This window comes from Pseudomonas sp. GOM7 (genome assembly GCF_026723825.1).
Taxonomy (GTDB): Bacteria; Pseudomonadota; Gammaproteobacteria; order Pseudomonadales; family Pseudomonadaceae; genus Aquipseudomonas.
In genome coordinates this window covers 661,960-688,947 of the sequence record NZ_CP113519.1, presented here as the reverse complement: position 1 = coordinate 688,947, position 26,988 = coordinate 661,960, and the positions used below count along the sequence as shown (strand labels likewise).

Here is a 26,988-nt window from a genome sequence, read left to right as displayed (position 1 = left end):
CTGTAGCCTGGGTGGAGCGAGGCAATACCCAGGAAGCGAAAACGAAAAGGGCAGCCTAAGCTGCCCTTTTCGCTAAGCGCTCCGGTCAGCGCGAGCCCTGCTCCGCCAGGGCCACGGCCTTGAACATGGCGCGGCGCTTGTTGAGGGTCTCCTCCCATTCCAGCGCGGGCACCGAGTCGGCGACGATGCCGGCGCCGGCCTGCACGTGCAGCTCGCCATCCTTGATCACTGCGGTACGAATCGCAATGGCGGTGTCCATATTGCCGTTCCAGGCGTAGTAACCGACCGCACCGCCGTAGACGCCGCGTTTGACCGGTTCCAGCTCGTCGATGATTTCCATGGCGCGGATCTTCGGCGCACCGGACAGGGTGCCGGCCGGCAGGATGGCGCGCAGGGCATCCATCGAGGTCAGGCCCTGCTTCAGCTCGCCAGTGACGTTGGAAACGATGTGCATGACGTTGGAATAGCGCTCGATGACCATTTTCTCGGTCAGCTTCACCGAACCGATTTCCGAGACGCGGCCGGTGTCGTTGCGGCCCAGATCGATCAGCATCAGGTGCTCGGCGATCTCCTTGGCATCGGCCAGCAGATCCTCTTCCAGGGCCAGATCGGCCTCTTCGGTGGCACCACGCGGACGCGTGCCGGCAATGGGGCGCACGGTGACCAGACCGTCCTCGACGCGCACCAGCACTTCGGGCGAGCTGCCGACTACATGGAAGTCGCCGAAGTTGAAGAAGTACATGTACGGAGTCGGGTTGATGCAGCGCAACGCGCGGTACAGGTCGATGGGCGCTGCCTTGAACTCGATCGTCATGCGCTGGGAAATCACCACCTGCATGCAGTCGCCAGCCAGGATGTAGTCCTTGATGGCGCTGACGGCGGCCTCGTAGTCACTCTTGCTGTAGCTGGAGCGGAACGCCGGCTCGTCGCCCAGCGGCGCGGCCAGATCCACGCCCAGGCGCGGGGTGATCGGCTGACGCAGCTTGTGCAGGATCTCGCGCAGGCGCGCATGGCCCTGCTCGAAGGCATCCGCCTCGCTCGGGTCAGCCAGGACGATGCCGTGCATCTTGCCGGCCAGGTTGTCGAACACCACCACGGCGTCTGAAACCATCAGCAGGATATCCGGCGTGCCCAGCGGATCGGGGTTGGGGCAGCGAGCCAGCTTCTGCTCGACGTAGCGCACGCTGTCGTAGCCGAAGTAACCCACCAGGCCGCCGTTGAAGCGTGGCAGACCGGCGATGCTGGGCACCTTGTAGCGCGCCTTGAACTGCTCGACGAACTCCAGCGGATCGGTACATTGGTGGCGCTCCACCTCGACGCCATCGGTGCTGACCACGACATCATGACCATGCACGCGCAGCACGGTGCGCGCCGGCAGGCCGATGATCGAGTAACGCCCCCATTTCTCACCGCCCTGCACGGATTCGAGCAGATAGGAGTTGGGCGCGTCGGCCAGTTTCAGGTAGATGGACAGCGGCGTGTCGAAATCCACCAGGGTTTCGCAGGCCAGCGGAATGCGGTTGTAGCCTTCGGCGGCCAAGCGCAGAAATTCTTCGTGGTTCATGATCAGCCTCGTGGCGTGAGAAATCGGTCAGATGCAAACGGGCCGCGCACAGCGGCAGGACGAAATCAGGCGCGCCAGCGCCAACGGGCCAAGGCCTTGATCACTTTCATCCAGAGTTTGCAGGTGACCACCACGATGCGATCTCGACAGGCGGGAGTTGAAGAGCGGCCAAGGTAGCAGCTATGAGCCGCAAGCCGCAAGCCGCAAGCCGCAAGCCGCAAGCCGCAAGCCGCAAGCCGCAAGCCGCAAGCCAAGTCAGTGTGAGGGCCTAACCCCTGAGCGAGTCAAACCCTGCGTATCGTTGTTGCTCTGTCTTGAAGCTTGTGGCTTGCAACTTGCCGTTGTTCAAATCAGCTCGGCCAGGCTATCGACCACCAACTGCGGCTCCTCTTCGGCCACCGGGCGGCCATGGTTGTAGCCATAGCTCACCGCTACGCAGGGTACGCCAGCAGCGCGTGCGGCCAGCACATCATTGCGCGAGTCACCGACAAACAACGACTGCGCCGGGCTTACCTCGGCCAGGCGCATCACCTGCAGCAACGCGGCCGGGTCAGGCTTCTGTTGCGGCAGGGTGTCGCCGCCAATGATCCAGCGGAAGTAACCGCCCAGGCCGACCTGCTCCAGCAACGGTGCGACGAAACGCTCCGGCTTGTTGGTCACCACTGCGAGTTCTACGGCAGCGGTACTCAGCGCTTCGAGCAGCTCGTGCACGCCCGGGTAGAGCGCGGTCAGGTTATGGCAGTCGGCATAGATATCGAGAAAGCGCGCCAGGGCCTGCTCCGTCTCGGCCTCGCCCACCACAGAATGATCCAGACCACCGGCCAGGGCGCGGCGCACCAGCACGCGGGCGCCATTGCCGACCCATTCGCGAACCTGTTCTACGCCGGCCGGCTCGCGGCCCAACTCGACCAACATGCGGTCGACCGCTGCGGCCAGGTCAGGCACCGAGTCGATCAGCGTGCCGTCCAGGTCGAACATCACCAGGCGCGGCAGCTCACCGCCGCACAGCGCGCGCAGCGGTTTCATCCACGCACCAGGGCCAGTTCGGCACGCATGGCGTCGATCACTGCCTTGTAGTCCGGCTGGTTGAAGATCGCCGAGCCGGCGACGAAGGTGTCGGCACCCGCCTCGGCGATCTCGCGGATGTTCTGCACGTTGACGCCGCCATCGATCTCCAGACGGATCTCGCGACCGCTGGCGTCGATCAGCGCACGGGCTTCACGCAGCTTGTCGAGGGTACCGGGGATGAACTTCTGCCCACCGAAGCCCGGGTTGACGCTCATCAAGAGGATCATGTCGACCTTGTCCATCACGTACTTGAGCACGTCCAGCGGGGTGGCCGGGTTGAACACCAGCCCCGCCTTGGCGCCACCGGCCTTGATTAGCTGCAGCGAACGGTCGATGTGCTCGGAGGCTTCCGGGTGGAAGGTGATGTACGAGGCGCCAGCTTCGATAAAGTCGCCAATGATGCGATCCACCGGCTTGACCATCAGGTGCGCGTCGATGGGCGCGGTGATGCCGTACTTGCGCAGCGCCGAGCAGACCATCGGGCCGATGGTCAGATTGGGCACGTAGTGGTTGTCCATGACATCGAAATGCACGATGTCCGCCCCGGCGGCGAGTACGTTGTCCACTTCCTCACCCAGGCGGGCGAAGTCGGCGGAAAGGATCGACGGAGCGATGGCGAAGGGTTGCATGGCGCACCTCTAAGGGCTTGGGTCACGGTGGCGCGCATTGTAACGGTTGAATGGCTATCTGGCAGCGCCACTGGATCAGGCGCGCCAATTCGCCTCATAGCAAAAGGCCCCGCCGGTTGCCCGGCGAGGCCTTTTTCATGCAATGGGCGCGAATTATTCTGGCATTGAAGTCCGCAGTTTCTCGCTACGCCCGCGCAGCCACTCCAGGGTCAGCAGCAGCAGGATGGAGAAGCCGATCAGCAGTGTGGCGGCGGCAGCGATGGTCGGCGAGAGGTTCTCGCGGATACCGCTGAACATCTGCCGCGGCAGGGTCGCCTGTTCGGGGCCGGCGAGGAACAGCGTCACCACCACTTCATCGAACGAGGTGGCGAAGGCGAACAGCGCACCGGAAATCACCCCCGGCGCAATCAGCGGCAGGGTCACACGGCGGAAGGCGGTCAAGGGCGAGGCGCCGAGGCTGGCGGCGGCGCGCACCAGGTTGTGGTTGAAGCCCTGCAGCGTGGCCGACACGGTGATGATCACGAACGGCACGCCAAGCACGGCATGCACCAGGATCAGCGACAGGTAGCTGTTACCCAGGCCCAGCGGGGCGAAGAACAGGTAGCTGGCGACACCGATGATCACCACCGGGACGATCATCGGCGAGATCAGCAGGCTCATCACCAGCGCCTTGCCACGAAACTCGCCACGGGTCAGGCCGATGGCCGCCAGGGTGCCGAAGCCCATGGCCAGCAGGGTGGCCGCCGGAGCGATGATCAGGCTGTTCTTCAGCGAGCGCATCCAGTCGGCGGACATGAAGAAGTCTTCGTACCAGCGTAGCGAGAAACCCTGCAGCGGGTAGACCAGAAAGGTGCCGGAGTTGAACGACAGCGGCACGATCACCAGTACCGGCAGGATCAGAAACAGCAGGACCAGGCCGCAGAGAATGCGCAGGCCGTAGTACCAGAGGCGCTCGACGGGTGACATGTAGGGGCTGAGCATGGCTGTGACTCCATATGGCTTTTAGCTCCCCTCTCTCATTCATGGGAGAGGGGCTGGGGGAGAGGGCGCTGTTAAGCTCCATCCTCCCGAGTTCGGTTACCGAGAAGAAGTGGTGCCGAAACAAGCACCCTCTCCCGCCCTTCGGGCACCCTCTCCCATAAATGAGGGAGGGTCATAAGCTCCCCTCTCCCGCTTGCGGGAGAGGGGTTGGGGGAGAGGGCGCTCTTCCTGCGCCACCCTCCCGGGTTCGATTACCGAGAGGCGGTGGTGCCGAAACAAACACCCTCTCCCGCCCTTCGGGCACCCTCTCCCGCAAGCGGGAGAGGGTCATTAGATGGCCTGCTACGCAGGCGTGTTCTATGGCCGTTTTTTAGCCAAGCCTCAGCTTGCTGGCGCCAACCAGCCAGCTATACACCACGTAGAGCACCAGGGTCGCGGCCAGCAGCAGGCCGCCGAGCGCCGTGGCCATGCCCCAGTTGATGGTGGTGTTGGTGTAGAAGGCGACGAAGTAGCTGATCATCTGGTCGTTCGGGCTGCCCAGCAGCGCCGGGGTGATGTAGTAGCCGATGGACAGGATGAACACCAGCAGGCAACCCGCGCCGACACCGGCCAGGGTCTGCGGGAAGTAAACCCGCCAGAAGCTGGCGAACGGGTGGCAACCGAGCGACACCGCCGCACGCATGTAGCTGGGCGAGATGCCTTTCATCACGCTGTAGATCGGCAGAATCATGAACGGCAGCATGATGTGCACCATTGCCACGTACACGCCACTGCGGTTGAACACCAGTTGCAGCGGCTGCTCGATGATGCCCAGCGAGATCAGCGCGCTGTTGATCAGCCCGCCCGACTGCAGCAGCACGATCCAGGCCGCCACCCGCACCAGGATCGAGGTCCAGAACGGCAGCAGCACCAGGATCATCAGCAGGTTGCCGGAACGGGTCGGCAGGTTCGCCAACAGGTAGGCCAGCGGATAGGCCAGCACCAGGCAGATGGCGGTGATCACCAGGCTCATCCAGAAGGTGCGGGCGAAGATGTCCAGGTAGATGGCCTGATCCGGAGTGGCTTTGGCCAGCTCGCCAAGATCGTCGATGCGGTGATCGAGCGCGGCCAGCAGGTAATAGGGGGTGACCGACGAGGCATTGCGGCGGATCACCTGCCAGTAGGCAGGGTCGCCCCAGCGCTCGTCCAGGTCGAGGAAGGCCTCCTGGTAGGACGCCGGTTGCTCGCGCAACGGGAGCTTGCGTGCGGTGCTGCTGACCAGGCTGCGAAAGCCGGCCTGCTCCATGTTCAGGCGCTTGGACAGATCGCCCAGCTCCTGATTGCGCCGCGCCTCGGCCAGATCCTGGGCAATCGCCCGGTACACCGGCTCCTCCGGCAGGCCACGACCATCCCAGGTAGCAATCGCCTCGACGGTACGCGGCAGGCTGCCGACCACTTCCGGGTTGTCCACGCTGCGCAGCAACAGAGCGCCGATGGGCAGCAGGAAGGTCAGCAGAAGGAACAGCAATAGCGGCAGAATCAGCGCCTTGGATTTCAGACGATTGAAACGCTCGGCACGGGCCAGACGCTGCTTCAGGTTCGGCCCGGGCAGATCGTTGGCAGGCAGTACGGCGGCCATGGACAACTCCGCAAGCAAGAAGAAAATTCAGACGGCCCCGCCGGCGGGCGGGGCCGGATCGAGTCGCAGAACCTGTTCACGAGCTGGCGAGCTAGAGCGATGCAAGGCAAAAACATGTGAGGAAGCGGAGTTTACGAGCTGTAAATGAGCATTCCGAACGTGTTTTTAACGCAGCAGCGCCGACGCGCAGCAGGTCGTGAATAGGTTCTTAACGCGCGGCCCAGGCGTTGAAACGTTGCTCCAATTGCTCGCCATAGTCAGCCCAGAAGGTCACGTCGATGGCCACCTGGTTGGCGATGTTTTCCGGCGTGGTCGGCATCAGGCTCAGACGCTCCGGCGCCAGCAGGTCGATGGCCTGCTTGTTGGCCGGGCCGTAGGCGATATTCTCGGAGTAGGCTTTCTGCGCCTCAGGCTTGACCGCGAAGGCGATGAACTCCTTGGCCACTTCGGCGTTCTTGGCGCCACGGGGGATGGCCCAGGAGTCGAAGTCGTAGATGCCACCGTTCCACACCACCTGCAGGTTGCTCTCGTCCTGCACGGCAGCGATACGGCCGTTGTAGGCCGAGCTCATCACCACGTCACCGGATGCGAGGTACTGCGGCGGCTGGGCGCCGGCTTCCCACCACTGGATGTTGGGTTTCAGTTCGTCGAGTTTCTTGAACGCGCGATCCTGGCCTTCTTTCGTAGCCAGCACCTTGTACACATCCTTGACCGGCACGCCGTCGGCCATCAGGGCGAATTCCAGGGTGTACTTGGCCCCCTTGCGCAGGCCGCGCTTGCCCGGGAATTTCTTCACATTCCAGAAATCGGCCCAGCTGGTCGGCGCTGTGCTCAGCTTGTCGGCATTGTAGGCCAGCACCGTTGACCAGACGAAGAAGCCGACGCCACAGGGCTGGATGGCGCCTTCGATGAAGTTGGCCTCATCGCCGAATTGCGCCGGGTCGAGTTCCTCGAACAGCCCCTCATCACAGCCACGGGCCAGTTCCGGCGACTCCACCTCCACCAGATCCCAGCTCACACTGTTGGTATCGACCATGGCTTTGACCTTGGCCATTTCACCGTTGTATTCGCCGCCCAGAACCTTGTTGCCGGTTGCCTTCTCGAAAGGTTCGTAGAACGCCTTGACCTGCGCCGCCTTGTTCGCGCCGCCGAAGGAAACCGCCGTCAGGTCCACCGCCAGTGCCGGCATGGCACAGCTAACGCCCAGGGCCAACGCCGCGAGCTTCAGGGATTTCGTCATTCTTATCAGCTCCTCTGTGTTACGGGGTAAAGGTGCAGCACTGCACGCAAGGCTCACTCGGCTTGGAGTGGATCCAGCGCGCGGACATGCTCGACAGACCAGCCGAGCGGAACCAGGTCACCAACCGCCAGAGTCGAGTCCAGCTCGGCCACGGGTTGCTTGACGTAGAAATCGGATTGGCCGCAGACCTCCATGCGAATGCGCACGTGGTCGCCCAGGTAGATGAACTCGGCGATGCGCCCGGAGAAACGATTGGGACAGGCTTCGCTGTGGCCATTGAGACGAACGCGTTCGGGGCGGATCGACAGGCTGACCGGCTCGCCGACAGCGCCAACGTTGACCGCCGTGGCCTTGATCTCCTCGCCACGCGCCAGACGCACCACGCACTGTTCGCCATCACGGCTGAGCAGTTCACCCGGCAGGCGATTGTTCTCGCCGATGAACTGCGCGACGAAAGTGTTCTGCGGGGTTTCGTAAAGCTCGCGCGGCGGCGCGATCTGCTGGATCTCGCCCTGGTGGAACACGGCCACGCGGTCGGACATGGTCAGTGCCTCGCCCTGGTCGTGGGTCACGTAGACCACGGTCACGCCCAGGCTCTGGTGCAGATGCTTGATCTCCATCTGCATGTGCTCGCGCAGTTGCTTGTCCAGCGCGCCGAGCGGTTCGTCCATCAGCACCAGTTGCGGCTCGAACACCAGTGCACGGGCCAAAGCCACGCGCTGCTGCTGACCGCCGGAAAGCTGACCCGGATAGCGGTTGCGGAAGCTGTCGAGTTGCACCATGGACAGTGCGCGCTTGACCCGCTCACTGATGTCGGTGCGCGACATGCCGCGCACGCTCAGGGGGAAGGCCAGGTTCTCGGCCACGGTCATGTGCGGGAACAGCGCATAGTTCTGGAACACCATGCCGATGTCGCGCTTGTGCGGCGGCAGTTTGTTCAGCGAGCGGCCGTCGAGGAGGATCTCGCCAGCGGTGGGGGTCTCGAAGCCGGCCAGCATCATCAGGCTGGTGGTCTTGCCGGAACCGGACGGGCCGAGCAGGGTCAGAAACTCGCCCTTGCGGATATCCAGGTTGAGGTCTTTGACGATCAGCGTCTCGCCGTCATAGCTCTTCTGCACGCCGCGGAAGCTCACCAGTACATCGTTTGCCATCACCACACCCTTGTTCTTGTCTCAGGCCGATGACCAAGAGTAAGCCGGTGACAATGGGCGAAAAAATCGGGCGGGATGACAAGCTGATATCAGGCGCGAGGAAAATCTCGTGTAGGGATCGCCCTACAAATTCCCACTGGAAAACTCTGTTTTGACGGATCGGTCAGCCCGTAGGGTGTCGCGGGGCCGCCTAGGCTGCGCGCGCTATTCTTCCGGCACCCAGGCCATTGGTGCGCACGGCGCACCCTACAGCAGTCGGTGCTCCATGGCATAGCGCACCAGGTCGGCTACCGAATGCGCGCCGAGCTTCTGCATCAGGCGCGCCTTGTGGGTGCTCACGGTCTTGTTGCTCACGGCCAGGTGCAGGGCGATATCGTTGACGCCCTCGCCGCGCACCAGGCGCTCGAATACCGAAAACTCGCGTTCGGACAGTTGCGCATGGGGCGGGCGCGAGTCGGTCAGGCCCACCTCGAAGACCATGCGGTCGGCCAGGGCCGGGTCGATATAGCGCCCACCACTGGCCACCTTGCGAATCGCGGTGATCAGCAGGGCCGGATCGCTGTCCTTGGTGGCGTAGCCGGCGGCCCCTGCCTTGAGCGCACGCGCGGCCATCTGCGCCTCGTCGTGCATCGACAACACCAGGATCGCCGGTGCCTCGTTCAGCGCACGGATACGCGGAATCGCCTCCAGACCATTGACGCCAGGCATGGAGATATCCAGCAGCACCACGTCGCAGGGCGTGCGGCGCAGCACCTCGAGCAGTTGCTCGCCGTTGCAGGCCTCGCCGGCCACCTCGAGGTCGCGGGCCATGCCGATCAGTTGCTTGATGCCTTCCCGCACTATGGTGTGGTCTTCAGCCACCAGTACCCGAATCACGCAATGATCTCCTCATCCAGGCTTATCAAGCTGTTGAAAAACTACCTGCGTTGCCTGGCCGTTGTTAAAAACAGCCTCGCGTGCGAGCCCAGGCTAGGCGCCCCCGTCAAAAATGCTCATTTACAACTCGTAAACTGCGCTTTTCGGCTGTTTTGCGGGGCCGCCATCGGTATAGGCTCGGGCTTCCTGCTTCGCTCTACCTCCTGCATCCATGCAGTCGTCGCCTATGTTTTTCAACGGCCTGCTATGCGCGCGCACAGGGTAGTGCCCTCACCGGGCTGGCTGTCAATCTGCAACTGGCCACCGAGCATCAACATGCGCTCTTGCATGCCAACCAGGCCGAAGGATTGCCCCGGCTTGCGCAACGACGGATCGAAGCCCTTACCGTCATCGCTCACAGACAGGCACAGGCTGCCCGCCTCCTGCCACAGGCGTACCACGACACTGTGCGCACCGGCATGGCGCATGACATTGGTCAGCGCCTCCTGAAGGATGCGGAACAGGCCGATGGCCTGAGCATCGGGCAAGTGTGGAAGATGCTCAGGCACTTCGACCAGGCAGGGGATCTGCGTACGCTCCTCAAAACGACGCACCTGCCATTCGATGGCCGAGGCGATGCCGGCATCGAGAATCGGCGGACGCAGGGCCGTGGCCACGTCCCGTACCAGTTGGAACAGCTGGGCGATCAGGCGCTTCATGCTGGCCAGGCGCTCATCCAGTTCGGGAATCTGCCCGGCGCAGGCCAGTTCGCACATGGCGGTCTCCAGCTTGAGCACGGTCAGCACCTGGCCCAGCTCGTCGTGCACCTCACGGGCGATACGCGCCTTCTCTTCCTCGCGCACACTTTCCAGATGCGCCGACAGCTCACGCAGACGTGCCCGCGAATCGGCCAGCGCCAGTTCGGCCAGCTTGTTCTCGGTGATGTCCCAGAGAATCCCGTCCCAGACCACCCGGCCACCGCCGAGCGGGCGCGCGGTGGTGCGGATGTCAGCCCACAGCACCTCCTGCTCGGCGGTGAGAATGCGTCCCTGCCAGTACCAGTCACTTTCGCTCTCCAGCGCCAGCGTCTGACTATTGAGATAACTGGGTAGATCCTGCGGATGCACCAGGCTGCGGATGCCACGATCCTCACGCTGCAGCTCATGTGCCGGCCAGCCGACCATTTCCTGGCTGGCCTCGCTGATATAGGCGAAGTTGACCACCGCGCCCAGCCCGGCGCGCTCCAGGCGAAACACCAGACCCGGTACGTTACCGGCGATGCCCTTGAAGCGTGCCTCGCTCTCCTCCAGAGCCGCATGCGCGCGCCGGCGCTCGGTGACGTCACTGAGGAACACCACCAGGTACTCGGCCTGACGGTAGCGCAGAAAACTCAGAGAAACGTCGGCCGGCATACGACTGCCGTCGGCACGCAGGCAATCGATCTCGAAGCTCGTCGAGCCCCCGTCCTGCTCGCGCACACGTTTCCATATGCCAAGCCAGCGATCCATGTCCAGGCTCGGCTCGAGGCGGCTCAGCGGCTTGTCCACCAGCTCACCAGCGGCATAACCGAGCATGCGTTCGGCGGCGCGGTTGGCGTAGCGCAGATGGCTGTCCCAGTTGACCCAGAGAATGCCGACGGTGCTGTGATCGATGGAGAACTGGCTCAGGCGCAACGCCTCGGCTGCCTGCTGGTGACGATCCAGCTCAGCACGCGCATCGAGCAAGCCTCGCTCGAGCAGGCGGGTCTGCTGACGCTGGCGATACAGCACCGTGCCGGCAATCAGCAACGACAGGCAGAGAAACAGGCTCAGGGTCTTCCAGAAACCGACGAAATCACCGAGCTGCGGATAACGCAGGGGCAGCCAGCGCTCACGCAGATCCTCCAGCTCACGGGCCGGCAAGGCTTCCAGGGTGCGATCGACGATGGCCGCCAACTCCGGGGCATCGACCCGCGTGGCCAGGCGCAGCAACTGCGGCAAGCCGATATCACCGACTATGTGCAGGCCGGCGAAACGCGACTCGCGCAGCAGCAGGCTCAGCATTGCCTCATCGACCACGGCGTAATCGGCGTCCTGGTTGAGCACCCGCTGTAGCGCCGCGCGCTCGGAGCCGACCTTCAGCAGGCGCAGGTTGGTGTGGGTGCGTTCCAGATACTCCTCGGCCTGACTGGGCGCGCGCACCGCCACCAACTGCTCCAGCGCGAGCTGATCCAGATCCACCGCGCCATTGCCATTGCGCTCGCCCACCACCAGATGCGGCACGCGCAGATAAGGCATGGAGTAATGCCACAGGCGCAAGCCGGCAGGGGTTTGCTGCAGACCAGGCGCGAGATCCACCTCACCGGCCTGCACGGCCTTGTCCAGCGCATCCTGCGAGGGATACAGGCGCCAATCCGGCTTTACCCCCATGGCCTCGAGCAAGCGTTGCATCAACTCGACATTGGCGCCGGCCAGATGCCGGTTGCGCTCCACCTGTGCCCAAGGTGCCCGCAACACCAGGCCGACGCGCAGCGTCGGGTGCGCAGCCAGCCAGGCCTGCTGCTCGGCATCGAACGCCGGACGCAACACCATGCGCTCGCTCTCGGCCCAGCCAGGCTGGCTGACCAGCAGCAGGAAAAGACAGCCAAGGAGACGGACGAGCAATTTCATGCGCGAAAGGGTTCTGCTGATGCGACGCGCTAAGTTACCCCAGTCGGGGTCTGTACGCCTGACAAAAACATCGTCTCGCATTAGGCTCATGGCATTCGCCTCTGGAGATGCTGCCGATGCGCCCCACCTCTGCTGCCCTGTTCGGCTTCAGCCTGCTGCTCGCGGCCATGGCCTGGGCCGAAGAGCCTGCCGACACCACTGCGCCAGCCAGCGAGAACCCAGCGCCGACCAGCGAGGAGCGCCCAGGGCTACCCGAGCGTAGCGTGCTCGAAGCGCAGGCGCTGGAGCAGCGCCTGGACAAGCGCGAACAGCAGATGCTCAAGGCTCAGGATGAAAGCTTCCTCGCCCTGTGGCTGCCAGCCAATGTCGGCGATCCCGAGGGCGTGGTGATTCTCCTGCCCGGTGATGTGGAGAATGCCGACGAAGCCACTGTCATCGGCCCACTGCGACGCAAACTGCCCGACGCCGGCTGGCACAGCCTGAGCCTGACCCTGCCCGACCCGGATGGCGACCCACTGCCACCGCGCAGCACAGCGCCCGCCGAAACGTCCCCGGCAACGGCGCAGCCTGCCGAGGAAACGCCCGCCACCCAAGAAGCGCCAGCACAGGACGCGCCCGCAACGCCAGCAGCAGACGAGCCTGCCGTGCCCAGCCCGGAACAACGTCGCGAGGCCCACGCGCAACGGGTGATGGCGCGCATCGAGGCAGCCGTCGCCTTTGCCGCCGAGCGGCAAGCCAAGGAGATCGTCCTGCTGGGCCATGGCAGCGGCGCCTACTGGGCCATGCGCTATCTCAACGAGCGCAAGCCGGATAACCTGCACAATCTGCTGCTGGTTTCTTCCGAAGTACCGGCTGGCTTCACTCCGCCTCTGGATGAACTGGTGGCGAAATTGCCGGTGGCCACCGGCGACTTCTACTACGAGGAACGCGCCGACGACCGCCAGGCAGCCGGACGCCGCCTGAATGCCAGCAAGCGTGCCAAGCTGCCCGTCTATATACAGGTAGCGATGAAAGCCTTGCCGGGCAACCTGCCGGTGCAGGAGGAACAACTCTTCCGGCGCCTGCGCGGCTGGCTGAAACTGCATATCCGCGCCAGTGGCAGCTAGCGCAACTATTGCCCCGTAGCCAGGTCGGCGCGACCTCTAACAGGCTGTTGAAAAACTACCTGCGTTGGCAATACTGCGTTAAAAACAGCCTCAAAATGCTCATTTACAGCGCGTAAACTGCGCTTTTTCGGCTGTTTTTGCCTTGCCTTGCCTTGCCTGCCTCGCCTACGTTTTTCAACGGCCTGCTAACGCATACCCCGGCGCTGCCGAATCAGCGCATAGGCCTGATGCAGTTGCCGCGTAGTTTCGGTCGCCTCGCGAATGCGCTCGGCCGAGGCACCCGAGCCGGCCAGCTTGTCCGGGTGATGGCGGCTGAGCAAGCGCCGGTAGGCACGCTTGATCTGCTCGGGCTCGCTGCTCTCGCTGACCCCCAGCAACTGCAGGGCCTGCTGATAGCTGCCCCCCGAGGGTGCCGGCTGCTGACTGCGCTTGGGCGCGTACTCCTCGTTCAGGCGTTCCAGCGCGGCCGTCTCCCAACCCAGCCACTTGCCCCAGAGCAGGATCAGCTCATGCTCGTCGGGCGCTACCCGGCCATCGACCCAGGCCATGCGCCAGCAGGCACGCAGCAATGCCTCGGCTCGCTCGCGTTGGCGCTGCAAGGGCACGCGCAGGTTGTCACGCGCGGTCTTGCCACGGGCGAAGGCGTCGATGGCACGACGCTGCGCGTCGACATTCAGTCCCAGGCGCTGCATTTCCGAACGGGCCTGCTGGATATGGCTCTGCAGCACTCGACCATTGCTCTTGGCCAGGCGCCCGAGCATCAGGAACAACAGGTCATCATCCGTCGGCGCCGGACGCCAGCCCAGGCGCTCGCGCAGGTTGGCCCAGCCATGCAGACGCAGGCGCCGATCCAGCACCTGGCCGAGCAGGCAGCCCAGCAGCGCGCCGGGAATGCTGGCCAGCGCCAGCCCGGCCGCGGCCCCCAGCAGGGTCGCCGGCCACAACACCTAGCGCGCCTCCTGCAGCAGGCGCTCGACTTCCGCCAGGCGCTCGTGGGTGCCGACGTCGATCCAGCAACCGCCGTGCCGCTCGCCACTGACCTGCCCTGCCGCCATCGCCTCGCGCAGCAACGGCGCCAGCTTGAAGGCACCGGGCTGGCAGGCGGCGAACAGCCGTGGGTGCAGGACGGCGATACCGCTGTAAGTCAGGCGCTCGCCGTCTGCCGCTGCGTCATGAACCTGGCCCTGCTGCAGGATGAAATCGCCCTGCGGGTGATGTGCCGGGTTGTTCACCAACACCAGATGGGCCAGGCCGTTCAGTGGCTTGCGCAGCTCGGCGAAGGGGTAATCGGTGAAGATATCGCCGTTGATCACCGCGAAAGGTTCGTCACCCAACAAAGGCAAGGCCTTGAAGATGCCGCCACCGGTTTCCAGCGGCTCCCCTTCGGACGAATAGGCGATACGCAGGCCGAAGCGCGCGCCGTCTCCCAGATAATCCTCGATCTGCTGACCGAGCCAGGCGTGATTGATCACCAGCTCGGTAAAACCCGCGGCGGCCAGCGCGCGAACGTGATATTCGATCAGGGGCGTGCCAGCCGCCTGTACCAGCGGCTTCGGCGTATGCAGGGTCAGCGGGCGCAGACGCTCGCCCTTGCCGGCGGCGAGAATCATCGCCTTCATACCCGAGCCCCTTCGTCTATTGCCAGGCTGGCGAACAGTTCACCCAGCTCGGCCAGCTCCGGCCGGCGCGCCAGCACCGCCTGGATATAAGAGAAGAAACGCGGCACGTCGCCCAGGTACCTGGGCTTGCCGTCGCGATGACAGATGCGCGCGAAGATGCCGATCACCTTCAAGTGGCGTTGCACGCCCATCAGGTCGCTGGCGCGCAGGAAATCCTCCAGCCCTGCCTGTACCGGAATGCCGGCTGCCTGCGCCCGCCTCCAATACCCTTGCAGCCAACCCTGCACACGCGCTTCGGGCCAACTGAGGAAGGCATCCTTGAATAGACAAGTGATGTCGTAGGTGACCGGACCGTAGACGGCATCCTGAAAATCCAGCACACCGGGATTGGGCGTGCTGTGCATCAGGTTGCGCGGCATGAAGTCGCGGTGCACCAGCACCTTGGGCTGAGCCAGGGCGCTGTCGATCAACAGACGGCTGACACGCTGCCAGGCGGCCTCCTGCTCAGGGGTGAAGGTGCGGCCCAGATGGCGTTGCACGTACCACTCGGGAAATAGCTGCAGCTCGCGGCGCAACAAGGCCTCGTCGTAATGCGGTAGATCGTCGTCCAGCGGCAGGCGTTGCTGCATCAGCAAGGCTTCGATAGCGTCGCCGAACAGCTCATCGGCATTGCGTTCGTCGATCACCTCCAGGTAGGTCTGGCGCCCCAGATCATCGAGAATCAGAAAGCCTCGCTCGAGATCGGCAGCCAGAACCTGTGGTACGTGCACCCCGGCACTCGCCAGCAACGCGGCGATACGCACGAAGGGCGCGCAGTTCTCCTGCGGCGGCGGCGCATCCATGAGGATCAGGCTGCGTTCACCAGCCTGCCAACGAAAATAACGGCGAAAACTGGCATCGCTGCTGGCCGCCGTCAGTTCGGCCTGCGGCACCTCGCCCCAACCGCGTGCGGCGAAGAGCGCGGGCAGTTGCTTGGCGAGCCAGGTTCGTAGCTGTTGCAGACGTAGATCGTGTTCGGACATCAAGGGGTCTCCGACGGCGCTAGCCGTTGCGCGGGTCATGCTTTATTATCCAGCATCTTTTTCAGCCCATCGAGAGGCGTGCGGCCCCTGGGCCGGTAGCGCGCAGGAAGCCCGGACTAACAAGATGGCAGTAAAACACCCCGCGTTCCGCAAGAAGTTCCCGCTGCTGGTGACCGGCAGCCTCCTGGCCTTACAGCCTGCCTTCAGCTTACAGACGTTCGCTGCCGAGCAGTACGATTGCTCGGCCTCGCCGAGCGGTGGCTGGGCCTGTGCGCCTAAAACCGCCGCCAGTTCCCTGCCGCCACGCCCTGTGCACAGCCAGAGCAGTGTGAGCACCGGCACTACGCAGACAACCGCAAGCGCCAAGCAGGAAGCCGCTCCCACCCTGGTGACCGAGAGCAAGGGCCGCGCCCTCGCCTCGCGCAGCGCCGACTACAGCCACCTCGACTGGGTGCCACGCGACAAGCTGACCGCCGCGCAACTGGCCGAAGCCGGCCCTTACTGCGCCGGAGCCTATGTTGAGCCGCTGCGCCCGGGCATGGACGACACCACGCCTCTGGACGAGTCGCCAATGTTCGTGTCCGCCAAGGCCTCGCGCTACGAGCAGGAGCAACAGGTCGCCACGCTGGCCGGTGACGTGGTGCTGCGCCAGTCCGGCATGCAGGTCGAGGCCGACGAGGCCAGCCTGCACCAGGCCGAGAACCGTGGCGAGCTGGTCGGCAATGTGCGCCTGCGCGACAAGGGCATGCTGGTGGTCGGTGACCGCGCCGAACTGCAACTGGACAACGGCGAAGCCAAGATCGACAACGCCGAGTACGTGCTGCACAAGGCTCACGTGCGCGGCAGTGCGCTCTACGCCAAGCGCGAAGAAACCGCCATCGTACGACTCAAGGACGGCACCTACACCCGTTGCGAGCCGGGCGACAACGCCTGGCACCTGAAGGGCAACAACGTCACCCTGAACCCGGCCACCGGCTTCGGCACCGCCACCAACGTGACGCTGCGGGTCAAGGACTTCCCCGTCTTCTATACCCCGTACATCTATTTCCCGATCGACGACCGCCGCCAGTCCGGCTTCCTGCCGCCGAGTTTCAGCACCTCGAGCGATACCGGCTTCTCGCTGCAGACGCCCTACTACTTCAACCTGGCGCCGAACTACGATGCCACGCTCTACCCCACCTACATGGCCAAGCGCGGCCTGCTCATGGAAGGCGAGTTCCGCTACCTGACCAAGAGCAGCGAAGGTCAGATCGGCGGTGCCTGGCTCAACGACAAGGAAGACGAGCGCAAGCTGCAGTCCGAATACGAAGACCAGCGCTGGATGTATAGCTGGCAGCACAAGCAGGGGCTCGACTCGCGTCTGTTCGCCGAAGTCGACTACACCGACATCAGCGATCCTTACTACTTCCAGGATCTGCGCAGCGACCTGGGCATATCCTACGATTCTTACGTCAACCAGCGCGGTACGCTGACCTACCGTGGCGACAGCTACACCGCCCGGTTGAACCTGCATGCCTACGAGCTGGCGAACATCACCGACATCACGCCCTATGACCGCCTGCCGCAGCTCACTCTGGACGGCAAGCTGCCCTTCGAGCCGGGCGGTCTGAACTTCGCCTACGCCACCGAGTACGTGAAGTTCGACCGTGATCTGCGCTCGGGCAACTTCATCAACGAGGACGGCGTCGTCGAACAACCCTGGTATGACACCCGTGTCGTGGGCCTGGATCGCGCCAATGGCGAGCGCCTGCATCTGGAGCCCTCGGTGAGCCTGCCGATGAACTCGAGCTGGGGCTTCATCAAGCCGCAGATCAAGTACATGCAGACCCACTATGACCTGACCCTGGACAGCCAAGGCAAGGCGACTCTGCTGCAAGAACAGCAGTACAGCAGCAGCCAGAACCGCGGTCTGGGCCTGTTCAGCGTCGACAGTGGCCTGTACTTCGACCGCAATACCCAACTGTTCGGCAAGAACTACCGCCAGACCCTGGAGCCCCGCGCCTTTTACCTGTACGTACCGGAAGAAGATCAGACCGATATTCCGGTGTTCGACACCGGCGAGAGCAGCTTCAGCTATTACTCGCTGTGGCGTGAAAATCGCTTCAGCGGCAAGGATCGCATCGGCGACGAGAACAAGCTGTCGCTGGGCGTGACCAGCCGCTGGATCGAGCCGAACGGTTTCGAGCGTCAACGTTTCAGCATCGGCCAGGCCTTCTACTTCGAGGATCGCAAGGTACAGATGCCCGGCATCGACTACCGCGATCGCGAGGATGCCACGGCAGATGTGTCTCCCTACGCACTCGCATACCAGTACCGTTTCAACCGCGACTGGCGCCTGAACTCCACCTTCAACTGGGATCCGGATCAACGCAAGACCAGTTCCGGCAGCGCCATGTTCCATTACCAGCCCGAAGACAACCCGAACAAGGTGGTCAACCTGGGCTATCGCTACCGTAACGATACCGTTCGTTATGACCAGGCGAGCGGCAAGTGGCTGGTCGGTGGTGGTGACTACGGCACCCCAGGCACCCCAGGCTACATCAAGGACTACTACAAGATCAGCCAGCATGACTTCTCCGTCATCTGGCCGCTGGTGCCGCAGTGGAGCGTGATCTCGCGCTGGCAGTACGACTACAACCGCAACCGCACCCTGGAGGCCTTCGCTGGCTTCGAGTATGACAGTTGCTGCTGGAAGCTGCGCCTGATCAACCGTTACTGGGTCGACTACGACGAAGTCAGCCTCAACCCGTCGCTCAACGATGAAGCCGACCGCGGCATCTTCCTGCAGATCGTCCTCAAGGGCCTCGGCGGCGTTGTCGGCAACAAGGTGGAAACTTTCCTCGACCAAGGCATTCAAGGTTACCGTGAACGTGAAGACCAAGCTTACTGATTGCCTGCGCTCCCTGCTGCTGGGCGCAGCGCTGCTGGCAGCGACGGCACATGCCGAAGTGCGCCCGCTGGATCGTATCGTGGCCATCGTCGACAACGACGTGGTCATGCAGAGCCAACTCGATGCGCGCCTGCGCGAAGTGCAGCAAACCATCACCAAACGCGGTGCGGCCCTGCCGCCAGAGCATGTCCTGAAACAGCAGGTGCTCGAACGCCTGATCATCGAGAACATCCAGTTGCAGATCGGCGAACGCTCCGGCGTTCGCATCAGCGACGAGGAGCTGAACCAGGCCATGGGCACCATCGCCCAACGCAATGGCATGAGCCTGGAGCAGTTCCGTGAAGCGCTGGCACGCGACGGTCTGTCCTATGCCGACGCCCGCGATCAGGTGCGCCGCGAGATGATCATCAGCCGCGTGCGTCAGCGCCGTGTCGCCGAACGCATCCAGGTCACCGATCAGGAAGTGCAGAACTTCCTCGCCTCCGATCTCGGCAAGATGCAACTCTCGGAGGAATACCGTCTGGCCAATATCCTCATTCCGGTGGCTGAAGGCGCCTCCTCCAGCGAGATTCAAGCCGCCGAACGTCAGGCACAGGAGCTGTATCAGCAACTGCAGCAAGGCGCCGATTTCGCCCAGCTCGCGGTGGCCCGCTCGGCCAGCGAGAACGCCCTGGAAGGCGGTGAAATGGGTTGGCGCAAGGCCGGGCAACTGCCGCCCCCCTTCGACACCATGATCAGCGCACTGAAACCCGGCGAAGTCACCGAGCCGGTACGTACGCCAGGCGGTTTCATCATCCTCAAGCTGATCGAGAAACGGGGTGGCGACACCCAGGTGCGCGATGAGGTGCACGTTCGCCATATCCTGATCAAGCCCAGCGAGATTCGCAGCGAAGCGGAAACCCGCCGCCTGGTAGAACGTCTCTATCAACGCATCCTCGCTGGGGAAGACTTCGCTGAGCTGGCGAAGAATTTCTCCGAAGATCCGGGTTCTGCGCTCAATGGTGGCGACCTCAATTGGATCGACCCGAACGCGCTGGTACCCGAGTTCCGCGAAGTCATGAACAACACGCCGAGCGGCGAGGTTTCCAAGCCGTTCAAGAGCCCTTACGGTTGGCATGTATTGCAGGTGCTGGGACGCCGCGCTACCGACAACAGCGAAGAGTTCCGCAAGCAACAGGCCGCCAACGTGCTGCGCAATCGCAAGTACGACGAGGAACTGCAGACCTGGCTGCGCCAGATCCGCGACGAAGCCTACGTCGAGATCAAGCTGTAAGCACATCATGCAACGAGAGAGCCCGGCCCAGTGCCGGGCTTTTTCATCCCGAGCCAAAGGCGCTTACACTAGGGTCTGTTGCCGTCTCGCGCACGGCCGCGACGAAACGGCAACAGACCCTAGCCACCCTGCCTTCACCGAGAAAGCGCGATGACCCAGCCCCTCTTTGCCCTGACCCCAGGCGAGCCCGCCGGCATCGGCCCCGACCTGTGCCTGCTGCTGGCCCGCGAGGCGCAGCCTGCCGCCCTGGTCACGATTGCCAGCCGTCAACTGCTGCGCGAACGCGCCGAGCGACTGGGGCTCGCCATCGTGTTGCACGAAGTCGGCCCCGGTCATTGGCCGCAAGCGCCAGCTCCAGCTGGCAGCCTGTACGTCTGGGATACGCCACTGGGCGCAGCGTGTATGCCCGGCCAACTGAGCCCGGCCAACGCCCACTACGTGCTGCAAACCCTGACCCGTGCTGGCCAGGGCTGTCTGAATGGCACATTCGCCGCGATGATCACCGCGCCGGTGCACAAGGGCGTTATCAATGAAGCGGGCATTGCCTTCTCCGGGCATACCGAGTTCCTCGCCGAACTGACCGCCACCGAGCAGGTGGTGATGATGCTGGCCACCCATGGCTTGCGCGTGGCTCTGGTGACCACCCACCTGCCCCTCAAGGACGTGGCGTCGGCCATAACCGCCGAGCGCCTGGAACGAGTCACACGCATTCTGCATGGCGATCTGCAGAGCAAGTTTGGCATCGCTGCGCCACGCATCCTGGTTTGCGGGCTCAACCCCCATGCTGGCGAAGGGGGGCACCTGGGCCGCGAAGAGATCGAAGTCATCACCCCGACACTGCAACGCTTGCGCGCCGAAGGCATGCAGCTAATCGGCCCGCTGCCAGCCGATACCCTGTTCACGCCGAAGTATCTCGAACAGGCCGACGCCGTGCTGGCCATGTATCACGACCAAGGCCTGCCGGTGCTCAAGTTCAAGGGGTTCGGCGCGGCGCTGAACGTCACCCTGGGCCTGCCGATCATCCGTACCTCGGTCGATCACGGCACCGCTCTCGACCTGGCGGGCACGGGGCGGATCGACACTGGCAGCCTGCAGGTGGCCCTGGAAACGGCCTACCAGATGGTGCAAGCCACAAGCTGCACGCCACACGCGGCACGTTAAGAGCGGGTGGCCGAAGGAGGGATGTAGCCTAGATGCAGGCACTTCAAACCCCAAACTGACACGCCCGTCCTGTATGGATGCCTAGGACGACCTCACCTGATAGAATCCTCGCCTTTACCTTTTCGCTTTATGCTCTTGCTTGGCGCTTGCAGCTTGAAGCCTGGAGCTGCTCCATGTCCGAATACCAACACCGCGCGCGCAAGCGTTTCGGTCAGAACTTTCTCCACGACGCTGGCGTGATCGACCGTATCCTGCGCGCCATTCGCGCCAAGGAAGGTGAGCGCCTGCTGGAGATCGGTCCAGGCCAGGGCGCCCTGACCGAAGGCCTGCTGGGCAGCGGTGCACAGCTCGATGTGATCGAACTGGATCTCGACCTCATCCCCATCCTGCAGGCCAAGTTCGGCGATAACCCGCGCTTTGCACTCAACCAGGGCGATGCGCTGAAATTCGACTTTGCTCGCCTCAACGCAGCACCGCGCAGCCTGCGCGTGGTCGGCAACCTGCCGTACAACATCTCCACCCCGCTGATTTTCCACCTGCTGGACAATGCGCCGCTGATCCGTGACATGCACTTCATGCTGCAGAAGGAAGTGGTCGAGCGCCTGGCTGCCGAGCCCGGCGGCGGCGACTGGGGCCGCCTGTCGATCATGGTGCAATACCACTGCCGGGTGGAGCACCTGTTCAACGTCGGCCCAGGCGCCTTCAACCCGCCACCCAAGGTGGACTCGGCCATCGTCCGCCTTGTGCCGCACGAGACACTGCCGCATCCCGCGCAGGACTCACGCCTGCTCGAGCGGGTGGTGCGCGAGGCCTTCAATCAGCGGCGCAAGACCCTGCGCAACACCCTCAAGCAATTGTTGCCGGCAGAAGCCATCGAGGCCGCCTGCGTCGATGGCAGCCTGCGCCCGGAACAACTCGATCTGGCTGCCTTCGTGCGCCTGGCCGATCAACTCGCCACGCACCAGGCCGCCAGCCAGGTCTAAACTGCCAACAGGCTCGAAGAGTTTCCTGCATGTCCGACCCTCGTTATCAGATCGACGTCAGCGTCACCACCGAATACCTGGCTGCGCAATCGCAGCCGGAGCAGAACCGTTACGCCTTCTCCTACACCATCACCATCGTCAACCAGGGTGAGCTGGCCGCCCAACTGCTGTCGCGGCACTGGATCATCACCGACGGCGATGGCCGTGTGCAGGAGGTTCGTGGCGCTGGCGTGGTCGGCCAGCAACCGCATATCGAGCCAGGCGCCAGTCACACCTACAGCAGCGGCACGGTGATGACCACCCAGGTCGGCACCATGCAGGGCAGTTACCAGATGCTCGCCGAGGACGGCGAGCGCTTCGATGCGCCCATTGCCCCCTTCCGCCTGGCAGTACCCGGGGCGTTGCACTGATGGCGGTGTATGCCGTCGGCGACCTGCAGGGCTGCCTGAAGCCACTCCAGTGCCTGCTCGAGCAGGTGTCTTTCGACCCGACGCACGACCGGCTGTGGCTGGTGGGCGATCTGGTCAACCGTGGCCCGCAATCGCTGGAAACCCTGCGTTTCCTCTATTCCATCCGCCATGCGGTGACCTGCGTGCTGGGCAATCACGACCTGCACCTGCTGGCCGTGGCGCACAATATCGAGCGCATGAAGAAGGGCGACACCCTGCAGGAAATTCTCGACGCCCCGGATCGCGCCGACCTGCTCGACTGGCTGCGCCTGCAGAAGCTGGTGCATCACGATGCCGAGCGCAAGGTCACCCTGGTGCATGCCGGCATTCCGCCGCAGTGGACGCTGAGCAAGGCCTTGCGTCGCGCCGCCGAGGTCGAGGAGGTTCTGCGCGACGATGCTCGCCTGCCGCTGTTTCTCGATGGCATGTATGGCAACGAGCCGGCCAAGTGGAGCAAGGAGTTGCACGGTGTGACGCGCCTGCGCGTGATCACCAACTACTTCACCCGCATGCGTTTCTGCAGCGCGGACGGTACCCTCGACCTCAAGAGCAAGGAAGGCATCGGCAGTGCGCCGGTCGGCTTCGCCCCCTGGTTCAGCCACCCACAGCGCAAGATGCGCGGCGAAAAGATCATCTTCGGTCATTGGGCGGCCCTGGAGGGCAAATGCCAGGAACCTGGCCTGTACGCACTGGACACCGGCTGCGTATGGGGCGGCGCCATGACCCTGCTCGATGTCGACACTGGCGAGCTGCATCGCTGCACCTGCCCACAGGCTTAGCACCTCAACCCGAAGGCCCAACCATGAGCGAATTCAAGCGTATTTCCCCGCAACAGGCCCAGGCACTACGTGAACAAGGTGCCGTCGTTGTCGATATCCGCGACCCACAGAGTTTCGCCAACGGTCATATCGTCGGCTCCCGTCATCTGGACAACCACTCCCTGCATGACTTCATTACCCAGGCCGATCTCGACGCCCCGCTGATCGTGGCCTGTTACCACGGCAACTCCAGCCAGAGCGCTGCTGCCTATCTGGTGGGCCAGGGCTTTGCCGACGTCTACAGCCTCGACGGCGGTTTCGAGCTATGGCGCGCCACCTATCCGGATGAGACTGCACAGAGCGCCGAAGAATAATTTTTCGTGAGCCGCAGGCCGCGCTACCGCTGGCCTGCAGCCCTCTTCCGACAGACGGCAACACCCACTTATCGTTGCGCGCTCCTTGACCCCCGCCAGAAAGAACTATTCTCTTACTCAGGCCATCCATAGCAAGATAGAGCCGGCCAACCGGCACAGGGCCATCGGTAACGATCGTTAGGATTTGGGGGATTGATCCCCGGCGCTCTCCGGCCGGAGCCTCCCAGCACCTACTCGCCCGACGACCCACGCCCAGCATCCAGCATCCAGCATCGAGCGAGGTGAAGTCATGAGCATTTTCAGTCACTTCCAACAACGTTTCGAGGCGACCCGCCAGGAGGAGTACTCGCTGCAGGAGTACCTCGAACTGTGCAAGCAGGACCGTAGCGCCTATGCCTCTGCAGCCGAACGTCTGCTGATGGCCATTGGCGAACCGGAACTGCTGGATACCTCCAGCGACCCACGCCTGTCGCGCATCTTCTCCAACAAGGTGATCCGCCGGTACCCGGCGTTCGCCGACTTCCATGGCATGGAAGAGTGCATCGACCAGATCGTCTCCTACTTCCGCCATGCGGCGCAGGGCCTGGAGGAGAAGAAACAGATCCTCTACCTGCTGGGCCCGGTGGGCGGCGGTAAATCCTCGCTGGCGGAAAAGCTCAAGCAACTGATGGAGAAGGTGCCCTTCTACGCCATCAAGGGCTCGCCGGTATTCGAGTCGCCGCTGGGGCTGTTCAATGCCGCCGAGGATGGCGCCATCCTCGAGGAGGACTACGGCATCCCGCGCCGCTACCTCAACTCCATCATGTCGCCCTGGGCCACCAAGCGCCTGCAAGAGTTCGGCGGCGACATCAGCCAATTCCGCGTGGTCAAGCTCTACCCCTCGATTCTCAACCAGATCGCCGTGGCCAAGACCGAGCCGGGCGACGAGAACAACCAGGACATCTCCGCCCTGGTGGGCAAGGTGGATATCCGCAAGCTGGAGGAATTCCCGCAGAACGACGCCGACGCCTACAGCTACTCGGGCGCGCTGTGCCGGGCCAACCAGGGCCTGATGGAGTTCGTCGAGATGTTCAAGGCGCCGATCAAGGTGCTGCACCCGCTGCTGACCGCCACCCAGGAGGGCAACTACAACAGCACCGAAGGCCTCGGCGCCATTCCCTACAGCGGCATCCTGCTGGCTCACTCCAACGAATCGGAATGGCACAGCTTCCGCAACAACAAGAACAACGAAGCCTTCATCGACCGCATCTACATCGTCAAGGTGCCCTACTGCCTGCGCGTCACCGATGAAATCCGCATCTACGACAAGCTGCTGATCAACAGCTCGCTGGCCAAGGCGCACTGCGCGCCGGACACCCTGAAGATGCTCGCCCAGTTCAGCGTGCTGAGCCGCCTCAAGGAGCCGGAGAACTCCAATATCTACTCGAAGATGCGCGTCTACGACGGCGAGAACCTCAAGGATACCGACCCGAAAGCCAAGTCGATCCAGGAGTACCGCGACAGCGCTGGCGTCGACGAAGGCATGAATGGCCTGTCCACCCGTTTCGCCTTCAAGATCCTGTCCAAGGTGTTCAACTTCGACCCGCACGAAGTGGCCGCCAACCCGGTGCACCTGCTCTACGTGCTGGAGCAGCAGATCGAGCAGGAACAGTTCCCCGCCGAAGTGCGCGAGCGCTACCTGCGCTACATCAAGGAATACCTGGCGCCGCGCTACATCGAATTCATCGGCAAGGAAATCCAGACCGCCTACCTGGAGTCCTACAGCGAGTATGGGCAGAACATCTTCGACCGCTACGTGCTGTACGCCGACTTCTGGATTCAGGATCAGGAGTACCGCGACCCGGAAACCGGCGAAATCCTCAACCGCGTGGCCCTCAACGAGGAGCTGGAGAAGATCGAGAAGCCGGCCGGCATCAGCAACCCGAAGGACTTCCGCAACGAGATCGTCAACTTCGTCCTGCGCGCCCGCGCCAACAACAACGGCAAGAACCCCACCTGGCTCAGCTACGAGAAGCTGCGCGTGGTGATCGAGAAGAAAATGTTCTCCAACACCGAGGATCTGCTCCCGGTCATCAGTTTCAACGCCAAGGGCAGCAAAGAGGAGCAACAGAAGCACAACGACTTCGTCAAACGCATGGTCGAGCGCGGCTACACCGAGAAGCAGGTACGCCTGCTGTCCGAGTGGTACCTGCGGGTACGTAAATCGCAGTGACAGCAGCCACGAGCTGCAAGCGGCAAGCTGCAAGAAAGAGCAGGGGCACACAACTCCGCCGCTCATTTGCAGCTTGTGGCTTGTGGCTTGAAGCTGCCCCGGAGGGGCTATGAGTTATGTGATCGACCGGCGCCTGAATGGCAAGAACAAGAGCACGGTGAACCGCCAGCGCTTCCTGCGGCGTTACCGTGAGCACATCAAGAAGGCAGTGGAGGAAGCCGTCAGCCGGCGCTCCATCACCGACATGGAGCACGGCGAACAGATCAGCATTCCCGGCCGCGATATCGACGAGCCGGTGCTGCACCATGGCCGTGGCGGCAAGCAGACCATCGTCCATCCCGGCAACAAGGAGTTCACCACTGGTGAACGCATCCCACGTCCGCAAGGCGGTGGTGGCGGACGCGGCAGTGGCAAGGCAAGCAATTCCGGCGAAGGCATGGACGAGTTCGTCTTCCAGATCACCCAGGAGGAATTTCTCGACTTCATGTTCGAGGATCTGGAGCTGCCCAATCTGGTCAAGCGTCACCTCACCGGCGCCGACACCTTCAAGACGGTACGCGCCGGCATCAGCAGCGAAGGCAACCCCTCGCGCATCAATATCATCCGTACCCTGCGTTCGGCCCATGCCCGGCGCATCGCGCTGTCTGGCTCCAGCCGCGCCAAACTGCGTGAAGCCAAGGCCGAGTTGGAACGCCTGCGACGGGAAGAGCCAGACAACTTCGGTGATATCCAGGCCATTCAGGAGGAAATCGAACGCCTCAGTGCACGCATCCACCGCGTGCCCTTCCTCGATACCTTCGACCTCAAGTACAACCTGCTGACCAAGCAGCCCAACCCCAGCTCCAAGGCGGTGATGTTCTGCCTGATGGACGTCTCCGGCTCCATGACCCAGGCCACCAAGGACGTGGCCAAGCGCTTCTTCATCCTGCTGTACCTGTTCCTCAAGCGCAATTACGACAAGATCGACGTGGTCTTCATCCGCCACCACACCAGTGCCAAGGAAGTGGACGAGGAAGAATTCTTCTACTCCCGCGAAACCGGCGGCACCATCGTCTCCAGCGCACTCAAGCTGATGCAGGAGATCATGGCCGAGCGCTACCCGATCAACGAATGGAACATCTACGCTGCCCAGGCCTCCGATGGCGACAACTGGAACGATGATTCACCGGTCTGCCGCGACATCCTGGTCAACCAGATCATGCCCTTCGTGCAGTACTTCACCTACGTCGAAATCACCCCACGCGAGCACCAGGCGCTGTGGTTCGAGTACGAGCAGGTGGCCGAAGCCTTCGCCGACAGCTTCGCCCAGCAACAACTGGTGTCGGCGGCGGACATCTACCCGGTGTTCCGCGAGCTGTTCCAGCGTCGCCTGGTAAGTTGAGGAGTT

The 26,988-nt window shown here is 63.3% G+C and carries 22 protein-coding genes; 10 read left to right on the top strand and 12 right to left on the bottom strand.

Annotated elements, in window-relative coordinates:
* Positions 1-85 precede the first annotated feature (85 nt).
* From trpE to OU800_RS03005, 9 genes are all read right to left on the bottom strand, one after another.
* The gene (gene trpE, locus OU800_RS03050) at positions 86-1,564 is read right to left on the bottom strand and encodes an anthranilate synthase component I (RefSeq protein WP_268181098.1); all 1,479 of its coding nucleotides are present in this window, start codon (positions 1,562-1,564) and stop codon (positions 86-88) included.
* Between the two features lie 345 nt (positions 1,565-1,909).
* A complete protein-coding gene (locus OU800_RS03040; RefSeq protein WP_268181096.1) occupies positions 1,910-2,590 on the bottom strand; it encodes a phosphoglycolate phosphatase in 681 nt (226 codons plus the stop codon).
* Complete coding sequence (gene rpe / locus OU800_RS03035; RefSeq protein ID WP_192982911.1) at positions 2,587-3,261, bottom strand: ribulose-phosphate 3-epimerase; 675 nt, start codon at positions 3,259-3,261, stop codon at positions 2,587-2,589. Before rpe ends, OU800_RS03040 begins: the two co-directional genes overlap by 4 nt.
* A gap of 153 nt (positions 3,262-3,414) precedes the next feature.
* Entirely contained in the window at positions 3,415-4,242 is an 828-nt protein-coding gene (locus tag OU800_RS03030) for an ABC transporter permease (RefSeq protein ID WP_268181094.1), read from the bottom strand.
* Between the two features lie 370 nt (positions 4,243-4,612).
* Entirely contained in the window at positions 4,613-5,860 is a 1,248-nt protein-coding gene (locus OU800_RS03025) for an ABC transporter permease (RefSeq protein WP_268181092.1), read from the bottom strand.
* A gap of 208 nt (positions 5,861-6,068) precedes the next feature.
* On the bottom strand, positions 6,069-7,100 hold the full coding sequence (locus tag OU800_RS03020) for an ABC transporter substrate-binding protein (protein WP_268181091.1): 1,032 nt from the start codon (positions 7,098-7,100) through the stop codon (positions 6,069-6,071).
* Between the two features lie 53 nt (positions 7,101-7,153).
* The gene (locus OU800_RS03015) at positions 7,154-8,251 is read right to left on the bottom strand and encodes an ABC transporter ATP-binding protein (RefSeq protein ID WP_268181089.1); all 1,098 of its coding nucleotides are present in this window, start codon (positions 8,249-8,251) and stop codon (positions 7,154-7,156) included.
* Between the two features lie 246 nt (positions 8,252-8,497).
* Positions 8,498-9,127 (bottom strand): response regulator, encoded by a 630-nt coding sequence (locus OU800_RS03010; RefSeq protein ID WP_268181088.1) that lies wholly within the window; start codon positions 9,125-9,127, stop codon positions 8,498-8,500.
* Between the two features lie 233 nt (positions 9,128-9,360).
* Positions 9,361-11,754, bottom strand: a complete 2,394-nt coding sequence (locus OU800_RS03005) for a PAS domain-containing sensor histidine kinase (RefSeq protein WP_268181086.1) — start codon at positions 11,752-11,754, stop codon at positions 9,361-9,363.
* A 116-nt stretch (positions 11,755-11,870) separates the two neighbouring features.
* Here OU800_RS03005 and OU800_RS03000 point away from each other — a divergent pair, with 116 nt between their 5' ends.
* Positions 11,871-12,860: an alpha/beta hydrolase family protein gene (locus OU800_RS03000; protein WP_268181084.1), complete on the top strand. Its 990-nt coding sequence runs from the start codon at positions 11,871-11,873 to the stop codon at positions 12,858-12,860.
* Between the two features lie 185 nt (positions 12,861-13,045).
* On the opposite strand, the gene OU800_RS02995 is transcribed toward OU800_RS03000, so the two are convergent.
* Genes OU800_RS02995 through OU800_RS02985 form a run of 3 tightly spaced genes read right to left on the bottom strand, consistent with a single transcriptional unit; the run spans position 13,046 to position 15,501 of the window.
* Positions 13,046-13,807: a DnaJ domain-containing protein gene (locus OU800_RS02995; RefSeq protein WP_268181082.1), complete on the bottom strand. Its 762-nt coding sequence runs from the start codon at positions 13,805-13,807 to the stop codon at positions 13,046-13,048.
* Entirely contained in the window at positions 13,808-14,479 is a 672-nt protein-coding gene (gene murU, locus OU800_RS02990) for an N-acetylmuramate alpha-1-phosphate uridylyltransferase MurU (RefSeq protein WP_268181080.1), read from the bottom strand. It lies immediately after the preceding gene.
* Positions 14,476-15,501 (bottom strand): aminoglycoside phosphotransferase family protein, encoded by a 1,026-nt coding sequence (locus OU800_RS02985; RefSeq protein ID WP_268181078.1) that lies wholly within the window; start codon positions 15,499-15,501, stop codon positions 14,476-14,478. The genes murU and OU800_RS02985 overlap by 4 nt, the downstream gene beginning before the upstream one ends.
* 124 nt (positions 15,502-15,625) lie before the next feature.
* Here OU800_RS02985 and OU800_RS02980 point away from each other — a divergent pair, with 124 nt between their 5' ends.
* From OU800_RS02980 to OU800_RS02940, 9 genes are all read left to right on the top strand, one after another.
* Positions 15,626-18,391 (top strand): LPS-assembly protein LptD, encoded by a 2,766-nt coding sequence (locus OU800_RS02980; protein WP_268181076.1) that lies wholly within the window; start codon positions 15,626-15,628, stop codon positions 18,389-18,391.
* Positions 18,372-19,664 carry a peptidylprolyl isomerase SurA gene (gene surA / locus OU800_RS02975; protein ID WP_268181075.1) on the top strand — a complete coding sequence of 431 codons (1,293 nt, stop codon included), beginning with the start codon at positions 18,372-18,374 and terminating at the stop codon, positions 19,662-19,664. Before OU800_RS02980 ends, surA begins: the two co-directional genes overlap by 20 nt.
* Before the next feature lie 150 nt (positions 19,665-19,814).
* On the top strand, positions 19,815-20,825 hold the full coding sequence (pdxA, locus tag OU800_RS02970) for a 4-hydroxythreonine-4-phosphate dehydrogenase PdxA (RefSeq protein WP_268181073.1): 1,011 nt from the start codon (positions 19,815-19,817) through the stop codon (positions 20,823-20,825).
* Positions 20,826-20,998: 173 nt separating this feature from the next.
* Positions 20,999-21,808, top strand: a complete 810-nt coding sequence (gene rsmA, locus OU800_RS02965) for a 16S rRNA (adenine(1518)-N(6)/adenine(1519)-N(6))-dimethyltransferase RsmA (protein ID WP_268181071.1) — start codon at positions 20,999-21,001, stop codon at positions 21,806-21,808.
* Positions 21,809-21,837: 29 nt separating this feature from the next.
* Positions 21,838-22,218, top strand: coding sequence for a Co2+/Mg2+ efflux protein ApaG (gene apaG / locus OU800_RS02960; protein ID WP_268181069.1), 381 nt, complete (start codon positions 21,838-21,840; stop codon positions 22,216-22,218).
* Positions 22,218-23,036, top strand: a complete 819-nt coding sequence (locus tag OU800_RS02955; protein ID WP_268181067.1) for a symmetrical bis(5'-nucleosyl)-tetraphosphatase — start codon at positions 22,218-22,220, stop codon at positions 23,034-23,036. Before apaG ends, OU800_RS02955 begins: the two co-directional genes overlap by 1 nt.
* A gap of 23 nt (positions 23,037-23,059) precedes the next feature.
* Positions 23,060-23,389, top strand: a complete 330-nt coding sequence (gene glpE / locus OU800_RS02950; RefSeq protein WP_268181065.1) for a thiosulfate sulfurtransferase GlpE — start codon at positions 23,060-23,062, stop codon at positions 23,387-23,389.
* A gap of 289 nt (positions 23,390-23,678) precedes the next feature.
* Entirely contained in the window at positions 23,679-25,601 is a 1,923-nt protein-coding gene (locus tag OU800_RS02945; protein ID WP_268181064.1) for a PrkA family serine protein kinase, read from the top strand.
* Between the two features lie 109 nt (positions 25,602-25,710).
* Positions 25,711-26,982, top strand: a complete 1,272-nt coding sequence (locus OU800_RS02940) for a YeaH/YhbH family protein (RefSeq protein ID WP_268181062.1) — start codon at positions 25,711-25,713, stop codon at positions 26,980-26,982.
* The last annotated feature ends 6 nt before the right edge of the window (positions 26,983-26,988 follow it).

What these genes read in the sequence shown, in the direction of transcription:
- trpE (WP_268181098.1), bottom strand. Translation starts at nt 1,564, where the DNA reads ATGAACCACGAAGAATTTCTGCGCTTGGCCGCCGAAGGCTACAACCGC.
- OU800_RS03040 (WP_268181096.1), bottom strand. Translation starts at nt 2,590, where the DNA reads ATGAAACCGCTGCGCGCGCTGTGCGGCGGTGAGCTGCCGCGCCTGGTG.
- rpe (WP_192982911.1), bottom strand. Translation starts at nt 3,261, where the DNA reads ATGCAACCCTTCGCCATCGCTCCGTCGATCCTTTCCGCCGACTTCGCC.
- OU800_RS03030 (WP_268181094.1), bottom strand. Translation starts at nt 4,242, where the DNA reads ATGCTCAGCCCCTACATGTCACCCGTCGAGCGCCTCTGGTACTACGGC.
- OU800_RS03025 (WP_268181092.1), bottom strand. Translation starts at nt 5,860, where the DNA reads ATGGCCGCCGTACTGCCTGCCAACGATCTGCCCGGGCCGAACCTGAAG.
- OU800_RS03020 (WP_268181091.1), bottom strand. Translation starts at nt 7,100, where the DNA reads ATGACGAAATCCCTGAAGCTCGCGGCGTTGGCCCTGGGCGTTAGCTGT.
- OU800_RS03015 (WP_268181089.1), bottom strand. Translation starts at nt 8,251, where the DNA reads ATGGCAAACGATGTACTGGTGAGCTTCCGCGGCGTGCAGAAGAGCTAT.
- OU800_RS03005 (WP_268181086.1), bottom strand. Translation starts at nt 11,754, where the DNA reads ATGAAATTGCTCGTCCGTCTCCTTGGCTGTCTTTTCCTGCTGCTGGTC.
- OU800_RS03000 (WP_268181084.1), top strand. Translation starts at nt 11,871, where the DNA reads ATGCGCCCCACCTCTGCTGCCCTGTTCGGCTTCAGCCTGCTGCTCGCG.
- murU (WP_268181080.1), bottom strand. Translation starts at nt 14,479, where the DNA reads ATGAAGGCGATGATTCTCGCCGCCGGCAAGGGCGAGCGTCTGCGCCCG.
- OU800_RS02985 (WP_268181078.1), bottom strand. Translation starts at nt 15,501, where the DNA reads ATGTCCGAACACGATCTACGTCTGCAACAGCTACGAACCTGGCTCGCC.
- OU800_RS02980 (WP_268181076.1), top strand. Translation starts at nt 15,626, where the DNA reads ATGGCAGTAAAACACCCCGCGTTCCGCAAGAAGTTCCCGCTGCTGGTG.
- pdxA (WP_268181073.1), top strand. Translation starts at nt 19,815, where the DNA reads ATGACCCAGCCCCTCTTTGCCCTGACCCCAGGCGAGCCCGCCGGCATC.
- rsmA (WP_268181071.1), top strand. Translation starts at nt 20,999, where the DNA reads ATGTCCGAATACCAACACCGCGCGCGCAAGCGTTTCGGTCAGAACTTT.
- apaG (WP_268181069.1), top strand. Translation starts at nt 21,838, where the DNA reads ATGTCCGACCCTCGTTATCAGATCGACGTCAGCGTCACCACCGAATAC.
- OU800_RS02955 (WP_268181067.1), top strand. Translation starts at nt 22,218, where the DNA reads ATGGCGGTGTATGCCGTCGGCGACCTGCAGGGCTGCCTGAAGCCACTC.
- glpE (WP_268181065.1), top strand. Translation starts at nt 23,060, where the DNA reads ATGAGCGAATTCAAGCGTATTTCCCCGCAACAGGCCCAGGCACTACGT.
- OU800_RS02945 (WP_268181064.1), top strand. Translation starts at nt 23,679, where the DNA reads ATGAGCATTTTCAGTCACTTCCAACAACGTTTCGAGGCGACCCGCCAG.
- OU800_RS02940 (WP_268181062.1), top strand. Translation starts at nt 25,711, where the DNA reads ATGAGTTATGTGATCGACCGGCGCCTGAATGGCAAGAACAAGAGCACG.